Source organism: Oceanibaculum pacificum (genome assembly GCF_001618175.1).
GTDB classification, from domain to species: domain Bacteria; phylum Pseudomonadota; class Alphaproteobacteria; order Oceanibaculales; family Oceanibaculaceae; genus Oceanibaculum; species Oceanibaculum pacificum.
Genome location: NZ_LPXN01000038.1, coordinates 1 through 8,415 on the forward strand (window position 1 = coordinate 1; position 8,415 = coordinate 8,415).

Here is an 8,415-nt window from a genome sequence, read left to right on the forward strand (position 1 = left end):
GGAGCTGGGTGAGGGGAGACCTTCTCCACCTCCCGGCTTGCGACTTGCGGCGCGCGGACTAAAGTGTCGGGCATTGTCCCGCGACCCTGAAGGCCCGCGATCCCATGTCCGACGCCCCGCTCGACACGCCCGCCGCCCGCAACGCGCTCTATCTGGTCGACGGCTCCGGCTACATCTTCCGGGCCTATCACGCGCTGCCGCCGATGACCCGGGCGGACGGCACGCCGGTGAATGCGGTGTTCGGCTTCTCCGCCATGCTGATGAAGCTGGTGGAGGAGATCGACGCGCAGCATCTGGCGGTGATCTTCGATTCCGCGCGCGAGACCTTCCGCAACGAAATCTACCCGGCCTACAAGGCCCAGCGCCCGGAGCCGCCGGAGGATCTGCGCCCGCAATTCGCGCTGATCCGCGACGCGGTGCGCGCCTTCAACGTGCCCTGCATCGAGATGCCCGGCTTCGAGGCCGACGATCTGATCGCGACCTACGCCCGGCACGCCCGCAAGCAGGGCATGGAGGTGGTCATCGTCTCCTCCGACAAGGACCTCATGCAGCTTGTCGGCGACGGCGTGACCATGCTGGACCCGATCAAGAACAAGCCCATCGGCCCGGCCGAGGTGATGGAGAAATTCGGCGTGCCGCCGGCCAAGGTGGTCGATGTGCAGTCGCTGGCCGGCGATTCGGTCGATAACGTGCCGGGCGTGCCGGGTATCGGCGTGAAGACCGCCGCCCAACTGATCGAGGAATATGGCGACCTCGAATCGCTGCTCGCCCGCGCCTCGGAGATCAAGCAGCCGAAACGCCGAGAAAGCCTGATCGAATATGCCGAGCAGGCCCGTATCTCGCGCGAACTCGTCAAGCTGCGCGACGACGTGCCGCTGGAGGTGCCGGTCAACGGGCTGGAGGTGCGCGACCCGGAGCACGCCACCCTGCTGGCCTTCTTCGAGGAGAATAATTTCAAGCGCCTGGTCGCCCGGCTGACCGCGCTGGAGGCGATGGCCGGGCATGGCGGCAACCAGCCCCCTGCCGGCGGAAGCGCTCCCGCCAACCCGCAGGCGGCCGAGCTGGCCCCGGCGCAGAAAAGCTATGAGACGGTGGTGGAGGAGGCCGATCTGGTCCGCTGGATCGCGGCGGCCACCGAAGCCGGCTGCGTCTCGGTCGATACCGAGACCACCGGCCTGAACCCGATGAGCGCAGAGCTGGTCGGCGTCTCGCTGTCGCTGGAGGCCGGGCGCGCCTGCTACGTCCCGCTGGCGCACGGCGCCACGCCGGTCGGCCAGGGCAGCCTGCTGGACGCGCCGCCGGCCCGGCCGAAGCAGATCGACAAGCAGCGCGCGCTGGCCCTGCTGAAGCCGATGCTGGAGGACCCGTCGGTCCTGAAGGTCGGCCACAACATGAAATATGACTGGGTGATGTTCCGCCGCCAGGGCATCGATGTCGCCCCGATCGACGATTCCATGCTGATCTCCTACGTGCTGGAGGGCGGCGCGCACGGCCACGGCATGGACGAGCTGTCGGAGCTGCATCTCGGCCACAAGACCATCACCTTCAAGGAGATTGCGGGTAGCGGCAAGGACCAGGTGACATTCGATCAGGTGCCGCTGGACCGCGCCACCGACTACGCCGCCGAGGATGCCGACGTGACCGGCCGGCTGCACCGGCTGCTGAAGCCGCGGCTGCGCGAATCCGGGCTGCTGACTTTCTACGAGACCATCGAGCGGCCGCTGGTGCCGATCATCGGCCAGATGGAGCGCGAGGGCATCAAGGTCGACCGCGAGGTGCTGGCCGAGATGTCGACCGATTTCGCCCGCCGCATGGGCGAATACGAGATCGAGATATACAAGCTGGCCGGGCGCGAGTTCAACATCGGCTCGCCCAAGCAGCTCGGCGAAATCCTGTTCGACGAGATCGGCTTGCAGGGCGGCAAGAAGGGCAAGACCGGGGCCTACGCCACCGGGGCCGACATTCTGGAATCGCTGGCCGTGCAGCACGAGCTGCCGGCGAGGATTCTGGAATGGCGGCAGATCGCCAAGCTGAAATCCACCTATGCCGACGCGCTGGTAGGCCAGATCAACCCGGAGACGGGCCGCGTCCACACCTGCTTCGCCATGGCGGCAACCAGCACCGGGCGGCTCTCCTCCTCCGACCCCAATGTGCAGAACATCCCGATCCGCACCGAGGAAGGCCGGCGCATCCGCCGCGCCTTCATCGCCGAGAAGGGGCACAAGCTGCTGTCGGTCGACTATTCCCAGGTCGAGCTGCGCATCGTCGCCGATATCGGCGGGCTGGAGGCGCTGCGCCAGGCCTTCCGCGACGGCATCGACATTCACGCCATGACCGCCAGCCAGGTGTTCGGCGTGCCGCTCGACCAGATGGACCCGATGACCCGGCGCAAGGCCAAGGCGATCAATTTCGGCATCATCTACGGCATTTCCGGCTTCGGCTTGGCGCGCCAGCTGGGCGTCGAGCCGGGCGAGGCGGCGGCCTATATCCGCGCCTATTTCGAGCGCTATCCCGGCATCCGCGACTATATGGACAAGGCGAAGGAGGAAGCGCGCAGGCAGGGCTTCGTGCGCACCCTGTTCGGCCGGCAATGCCATGTGCCCGGCATCGCCGACAAGAACCCGGCGCGCCGCGCCTTCGCCGAGCGCCAGGCGATCAACGCGCCGATCCAGGGCACGGCGGCTGACATCATCAAGCGCGCCATGATCCGCATCCCCGCCGCCCTGGCGCAGGCCGGCCTGTCCGCCCGCATGCTGCTGCAGGTGCATGACGAACTGCTGTTCGAGGTGCCGGAGGCGGAGCTGGACGCCACATCCGCCCTGGTCCGCGAGGTGATGGAAGGCGCCACCCGCCCGGTCCTCGACCTCGCCGTTCCCCTGGTCGCCGAGGCCGGCGTCGGCGATAGCTGGGACCAGGCGCACTGAGGCTCACCGGACTGGAGGCGCGGCTGCTTCCCGCCGTCACCCCGCAATCACAGTTTGCCACTTGCCCAGTCCGTTACCCTCGGCCTTGTGCCGAGGGTCCAGGGTTCAGCCTGCTCAACCGACGATCCAGTAAGCGGAGGCATGGCCCCCTCAGGCCGTCAGCACCTTTTGCAGGAACGCGCCGCCGGCTTGCAAGCCGGCCGGGTCGATGCCGTGGCCCAGGCCGGGGCAGCTCAGCGTCTCCACCGGCACGTCGAGGGCGGTGAGCGCCTGGGCGGACATCTCCAGGCTCTGATAGGGCACGATCTCGTCCTGCGTGCCGTGAACCAGCAGCATCGGCGGGCGGGCGGTGATCTGCGTCGCCAGCGAGCCGTCATCGACCAGCCGGCCGGAATAGCCGACCACACCGGCCAGCGCATGGCTGCGGCGCGGGGCGACGGAGAGGCTCATCATCGTGCCCTGGCTGAATCCCACCAGCGCCACCTGGTTGGCGGCGAGGCCATGGTCGGCCATCTGCTGGTCGATGAAGCCGTCCAGGATCGGGGCCGCGGCCTGCACGCCGGCGATCACCCGGGCCGGCGTGCGGTCCTGCAGGCTGAACCATTGATAGCCGTAGGGGGCCATGTCGCAGGGGTAGGGCGCGTTCGGCGACACGAAGGCGACATGCGGCAGCAGCGGCGCCCAATGCGGCGCCAGGCCGATCAGGTCGTTGCCGTCCGCGCCCAGCCCGTGCAGCAGGATGACGAGGCCGCGCGCGGGCTTGCCGTCGGCGGGCGGAAGCGAGGGACCGGAAAGCTGCATGACATATCCTTCGAACTGACGATGACGGCCTTACCTAGCATAAAGCGCTTGGGCTAGTCTGCGGCGCATGATCGTCACCCGCTTCGCCCCCAGCCCTACTGGCCTGCTGCATCTGGGATCGGCCTATTCCGCCCTGGAAGGCTGGCGACGGGCGCGTGCGGCCGGCGGGCGGTTCCTGCTGCGCATCGAGAATATCGACCCCACCCGTTGCACGCCGGACTATGAGGCGGCCATTGAGGGCGACCTCGCCTGGCTGGGGCTGGATTGGGACGGTCCGGTGCGCCGGCAATCCGCGCATCTGGAGGATTACCGGGCGGCGCTGGACCGGCTGGCGGCGCGCGGCCTGCTCTATCCCTGCTTCTGCACGCGCGGCGACATCGCCGCCGAGATCGAGCGCGCCGGCCATGCCCCGCACGGTCCTGAAGGGCCGGTTTACCCAGGCATCTGCAAGGCCATTTCGGAAGTGGAACGAGAAGCCCGCCTGGCCGCCGGGGAGCCGCACGCGCTGCGCCTGCACATGGACCGCGCCGCCGCCCTGGCCGGCCCGCTATCCTGGCAAGACGAGAGTAAGGGCGAGATCGCGGCCACGCCGGAAGCCTTCGGCGATGTGGTGCTGGCGCGCAAGGAGACGCCGACCAGCTACCATCTGTCGGTCACGCTGGACGATGCGGCGCAGGGGGTGACGCTGGTGACGCGCGGCCTGGATCTGTTCGAGGCGACGCATATCCACCGGCTGTTGCAGGCGCTGCTCGACCTGCCGACGCCGCTCTACGCCCACCACCGGCTGCTGACCGGCGCGGACGGCAGGCGCTACGCCAAGCGCGACCGCTCCCTGACGCTCCAGGCGCTGCGCGAGGCCGGCCGCATGCCCGCCGAGGTGCGGGCGATGATCGGGATGGCTTAGAACAGGCCCTTCTTCAGCCCCATGCCGTCGCTCGCCACCTGCACCATATAGGGGCCGCTGGCATAGCTGCCGCTATCGATGCGGGCCTGCGAGGAAGCCGCGCCGAAAGGCGGCAGGTTCAGCTCGCGCGGCGGGTTCACCGGCACGGTCTTGGTCAGCGGGTCGATGCCGAACAGCGCCTCGTCGAAGGAGATGCGCTCGAACTGCGGCATCTTGCGGCTGTAGGCATTGAAATGGAACCGGCCGTCGCGGCAGGCGCTGACCGTCCAGTAGAAATCGTCGGAGCGCAGATAGGCCCCGCGCGGGGCCGGCTGGTCGAAGCCGCTTTGCGCCAGCGCGGCGCGGATGGCGCTGACATCCTGCGGCGTCAGCACGGTGCGCTCGTTATTGCCGCGCCAGGGGCGCAGCGGATCGCGCACGCTGAGATTCGACAGGTTGGCCTCGGTCAGCACATTGGATTCCATCGCCCCGCCGGTATCGTTCAGGGCGATGTCGTAGGTGCGTATCTGCTTGTCGGCCTCGGCATTATAGACGAAGCGATAGCGCTCCGCCCCGCCTGGGGCGCAGGCGGCGCGGATATCGTCGCCGCCGAGATAGCTGAACCAGGTGAAGCTGCGCTCCACCGGATTGCTGGAGAAACCATCGGCGGCGCACCCCGCCAGCAACAGGCCGACGCCGGCGGTCACCGCCCAGCGCCGCAGCCCGGTAGCCCGAATTCCGCTCATCTTCCGATCTCCTTGGCGGGAAACTCATAAGTAGGCGCGCAGAATCATGGCCGCAATGGGACGGTCGCGCACGCGAATGTGACTGAAAATCGCTTGCAAGTCGGTAATCTCCCTGCTTATACCAAATTGCAAATCATTCGCAGTAAATGCGATCTCATGACCCTATGCCGTTGGAGGTTCACCATGCGACATCTGTTCCACAAGCTGGCTCTTGGCGCGGGCGTCGGCCTGCTGGCCCTCGGCGCCGTCGACGCATCGGCCGCCGAGGTGAATGTCTATTCCGCCCGGCATTACGATACCGACAACGCGCTGTACGATAATTTCACCAAGCAGACCGGCATCAAGATCAATATCATCGAGGCCAATGCCGACCAGCTGATCGAGCGCCTCAAGGCCGAGGGCCAGAACAGCCCCGCCGACGTGCTGATCACCGTCGATGCCGGCCGCCTGGTGCGCGCCGAGGAAGCCGGCGTGCTGCAGCCGGTGAAGTCCGACGTGCTGGAAAGCCGCATCCCGGCCTATCTGCGCGACCCGCAGGGCCATTGGTACGGCCTGACCAAGCGCGCCCGCGTCATCATCTATTCCAAGGACCGGGTGAAGCCGGGCGACATCGCCACCTACGAGGATCTGGCCGACCCGAAATGGAAGGGCAAGCTGGCCATCCGCTCCTCCACCAATGTCTATAACCAGTCGCTGGTCGGCTCTATCCTGGCCGCGCATGGCGAGGCGAAGACGCTGGACTGGGCCAAGGGCATCGTCGCCAACCTGGCGCGCGCGCCGAAGGGCGGCGACCGCGACCAGATTCGCGCCGTCGCCGTGGGCGAGGCCGACATCGCGGTGTCGAACACCTACTATCTGGGCCAGATGATCAACGGCAAGCCGGAGGACAAGGAAGCCGCCAGCAAGGTCGGCGTGATCTTCCCGAACCAGAAGGATCGCGGCACGCATGTGAACATCAGCGGCGGCGGTGTGGCGAAATACGCGCCGAACAAGGAAAACGCCGTGAAATTCCTGGAATATCTGACCACGCCGGAAGCCCAGCGCTATTTCGCCGAGGGCAATTACGAATATCCGGTCGTCGCCGGCGCGGAAATCCACCCGACCCTTAAGGCCTGGGGCGAATTCAAGGAAGACGAGCTGCACGCCGACACCTTCGCCAGCAATTACGCCAAGGCCCTGCAGATCACCGACCAGGCGGGCTGGAAGTAAGCATTCCCGCCGGTTTCGGCGAGACGGCCAGGGCGCGTTCCAGAACAGGGACGCGCCCTTTTTTCGTCCTTAACGAATATTTAACTGCGATTGCAGTTGACGCCCCCCGGAGTCGGCCGCTATCGCTGGTGCTGAGCGGCGATTGCAGTTTCGCTGCCGTCCGACCGAATCGCTTCCGATTCTATTCTTAACGAAATCTTAACGGCGGCCCGATGCCCGACTCCCTTGCCACCGCGCCGCACCGCCCGCTGGCGGAACGCTCCCGCACCTACGCCATCCCCTGCCCCTCGCCGTTCCGCGACCGGGTGACGGCGCTGGCGCAGGGCCGCGGCGTCAGCGTCGCCGATCTGGCCCGCGCCATCCTGCTGACCGTGCCGGAGGCGGCGATCCGCGCCGCCGCCGATCCAGGCGAGCCGGCCGGCGGCGACCGCGAGACGGTGGCGCTGAAATCCGGCGCCTCCAAGGGCCGGGTGCTGCGCCGCAAGCCGCGCCTGCAAGTGCGCCTGCAACCGGGCCTGGATATCGCCCTGCTGCGCCGGGCGCTGGCCCTTGCCCTGGCGATGGCGGAGGCACCGCCCGCCGCCAACCCGGCCCCCGCTCCTGCTCCCGCCAGGGAGATCGCGTCGGAGGCGAAACGGGAGGCCGAGCGCCTGGCCGCGCGGATCAAAAACCTGGAGGAGGAGTTGGAGAGGTTGCGGCTGATGCTGTCGGCCGCCGCCTTCGAACCGCTGAAGGAAGGCGTGCGCAGCCGCGCCGACGCGCTGCATGTGCTGGGCTTCCCCTCCCACGCCACGCCGGACGACCGGACCCTGAAGGCGAAGTTCCGCATGCTGGCGATGATCTTCCACCCGGATTCCCCTTATGGCGATACGCTGCGCATGGGCCAGCTGAACGCCGCCATGGACGCGCTACGCCGCTAACCAGCCCTTACGGAGCCGAGATGAGCTTTCTGGATCACGTCACCCGCCTGAACCGGCACGATCTGCGCGGCTTCCGCCCCTTCGCCATCGGCGATGCGGTGGTCGGCCATGTGCGCCACGCCTTGGCCGAACGGCTGAAGGATTTTTCCGCCTTCCAGGTGACTGGCGAGCGGGTGCTGCTCTCCCCCGCCCTGAGCGAGGTGGAGGCCCGCACCGAGGCGATGGCCGAGGTGGCCGAGACACTGGTCGCCGACGGCATCGTGCCGAAGATCAGGCTGGAGGAATATCCGGTGATGGCGCGGCCTGGCGGATCGATTCTGATGCGAATCAATCGGGCCGCCGTGCCGCATTTCGGCATCATCGCCTTCGGCGTGCATCTGAACGGGTATGTCCGCCGGCCGGACGGTCCGCATCTGTGGATCGGCCGCCGCTCGCGCACCAAGAACGTCGCCCCCGGCAAGCTCGACAATATGGTCGCCGGCGGCATGGGCGACGGGCTGGGCCCGCGCGAGACGCTGATCAAGGAATGCGGCGAGGAGGCCGGCATGCCGCCGGCGCTGGCCCGGCGCGCCCATCCCGCCGGGGCCATCACCTACACGATGGAGCTGGGGCCGGAGCTGGCCGGCGACAGCCGCCAGGAAGGGCTGCGCCGCGACGTGCTCTATTGCTACGATCTGGAGGTGCCGGCCGACTTCACTCCGGTCTGCCAGGATGGCGAGCTGGAGGATTTCCGCCTGATGCCGGTCGCCGAGGCAATGCGCCTTGTCGACACGACCGACGATTTCAAGTTCAACGTGAATCTGGTGATCATCGACTTCCTGATCCGCCACGGCCATCTCGACCCCGACCACCCGGACTACCTCGCCCTCGTTTCGGGCCTGCACCGGTAAAATGCTTTTCCTCGCCCCGGCAGGGGAGAGGGACGCGCAGAC

The 8,415-nt window shown here is 67.6% G+C and carries 7 protein-coding genes; 5 read left to right on the forward strand and 2 right to left on the reverse strand.

Features of this window, described 5'->3' with window-relative positions; translation table 11 throughout:
• Window positions 1-104 precede the first annotated feature (104 nt).
• Entirely contained in the window at window positions 105-2,924 is a 2,820-nt protein-coding gene (gene polA, locus AUP43_RS03500) for a DNA polymerase I (protein WP_067552778.1), read from the forward strand.
• A gap of 150 nt (window positions 2,925-3,074) precedes the next feature.
• On the opposite strand, the gene AUP43_RS03505 is transcribed toward polA, so the two are convergent.
• Entirely contained in the window at window positions 3,075-3,725 is a 651-nt protein-coding gene (locus AUP43_RS03505) for an alpha/beta hydrolase (protein WP_067552781.1), read from the reverse strand.
• A gap of 67 nt (window positions 3,726-3,792) precedes the next feature.
• Here AUP43_RS03505 and gluQRS point away from each other — a divergent pair, with 67 nt between their 5' ends.
• Window positions 3,793-4,629, forward strand: a complete 837-nt coding sequence (gene gluQRS / locus AUP43_RS03510) for a tRNA glutamyl-Q(34) synthetase GluQRS (protein WP_067552784.1) — start codon at window positions 3,793-3,795, stop codon at window positions 4,627-4,629.
• Here gluQRS and AUP43_RS03515 read toward each other — a convergent pair.
• On the reverse strand, window positions 4,626-5,354 hold the full coding sequence (locus AUP43_RS03515; protein WP_067552787.1) for a hypothetical protein: 729 nt from the start codon (window positions 5,352-5,354) through the stop codon (window positions 4,626-4,628). The two genes, gluQRS and AUP43_RS03515, sit on opposite strands and share 4 nt — an antisense overlap.
• Window positions 5,355-5,537: 183 nt before the next feature.
• Here AUP43_RS03515 and AUP43_RS03520 point away from each other — a divergent pair, with 183 nt between their 5' ends.
• The 3 genes from AUP43_RS03520 (at window position 5,538) to AUP43_RS03530 (ending at window position 8,373) form a co-directional block, all read left to right on the forward strand.
• On the forward strand, window positions 5,538-6,563 hold the full coding sequence (locus AUP43_RS03520) for a Fe(3+) ABC transporter substrate-binding protein (protein WP_067552790.1): 1,026 nt from the start codon (window positions 5,538-5,540) through the stop codon (window positions 6,561-6,563).
• Window positions 6,564-6,775: 212 nt separating this feature from the next.
• Window positions 6,776-7,483: a J domain-containing protein gene (locus tag AUP43_RS03525; RefSeq protein ID WP_067552793.1), complete on the forward strand. Its 708-nt coding sequence runs from the start codon at window positions 6,776-6,778 to the stop codon at window positions 7,481-7,483.
• A gap of 20 nt (window positions 7,484-7,503) precedes the next feature.
• The gene (locus tag AUP43_RS03530) at window positions 7,504-8,373 is read left to right on the forward strand and encodes a DUF4743 domain-containing protein (protein WP_067552797.1); all 870 of its coding nucleotides are present in this window, start codon (window positions 7,504-7,506) and stop codon (window positions 8,371-8,373) included.
• Window positions 8,374-8,415: the final 42 nt, after the last annotated feature.

Excerpts from the sequence above, each read along its gene's own strand:
- polA (WP_067552778.1), top strand. The coding sequence starts at position 105 with ATGTCCGACGCCCCGCTCGACACGCCCGCCGCCCGCAACGCGCTCTAT.
- AUP43_RS03505 (WP_067552781.1), bottom strand. The coding sequence starts at position 3,725 with ATGCAGCTTTCCGGTCCCTCGCTTCCGCCCGCCGACGGCAAGCCCGCG.
- gluQRS (WP_067552784.1), top strand. The coding sequence starts at position 3,793 with ATGATCGTCACCCGCTTCGCCCCCAGCCCTACTGGCCTGCTGCATCTG.
- AUP43_RS03515 (WP_067552787.1), bottom strand. The coding sequence starts at position 5,354 with ATGAGCGGAATTCGGGCTACCGGGCTGCGGCGCTGGGCGGTGACCGCC.
- AUP43_RS03520 (WP_067552790.1), top strand. The coding sequence starts at position 5,538 with ATGCGACATCTGTTCCACAAGCTGGCTCTTGGCGCGGGCGTCGGCCTG.
- AUP43_RS03525 (WP_067552793.1), top strand. The coding sequence starts at position 6,776 with ATGCCCGACTCCCTTGCCACCGCGCCGCACCGCCCGCTGGCGGAACGC.
- AUP43_RS03530 (WP_067552797.1), top strand. The coding sequence starts at position 7,504 with ATGAGCTTTCTGGATCACGTCACCCGCCTGAACCGGCACGATCTGCGC.